Source organism: Priestia sp. SIMBA_032 (assembly GCF_046535215.1).
Classification (GTDB): Bacteria; Bacillota; Bacilli; order Bacillales; family Bacillaceae_H; genus Priestia; species Priestia aryabhattai.
Window position 1 is genome coordinate 1 of sequence record NZ_JAWRXD010000094.1, and the last position, 545, is coordinate 545.

Sequence of the window (545 nt, forward strand, 5' to 3'; positions counted from 1 at the left end):
CCCATCGAACTAAGAAGAACATTAAATATTAAAAAGAACGAACCTGTTGAAATTTTTGTAGATAATGAGAACATTGTATTGAAAAAATATTCACCTAATTTAGCTTGTAAAGTGACAGGTGAAGTTTCTGAAGATAATCTAATCTTGGCAAAAGGAAAAGTAATTCTAAGCCGTGGGGGAGTAGAGCAACTGCTTAAAGAGTTAGAAGTAAAGTTATAACTCAAATATGAAGAATGAGAGCAGGCTCTTTTCGATTTCATACCTTCTTTTTTAATTAAAATGTCTATCCGATCATTTTGAGCAAGAATACTGTAAAGTATCTTCTAGGATAAATATGCTAAAAGAGATGGGAAAACAGTTAACTTTAGCATGGTTGGAAATGTATAATTTTTCATATCTTGAGCAAACTACTAAAGTCAACGTGATCTGTTCTTTATAAGAATAGATTATAAAAAGCTACTGACGTATGGGACTGACCCCTGTTTTTGAGACAGGGATCAAAACACCTTTTAAACGACCAGTTGCCGATATTGTACAGGTGACTG

Annotated in this window: 1 protein-coding gene; it reads left to right on the forward strand. The window is 33.0% G+C overall.

What is annotated here, in order from left to right; genetic code table 11:
* Positions 1 to 219 (forward strand): AbrB/MazE/SpoVT family DNA-binding domain-containing protein (locus SB717_RS33455; protein WP_410907099.1); only part of this gene is annotated, 219 nt, incomplete at its 5' end.
* Between the last annotated feature and the right edge of the window lie 326 nt (positions 220 to 545).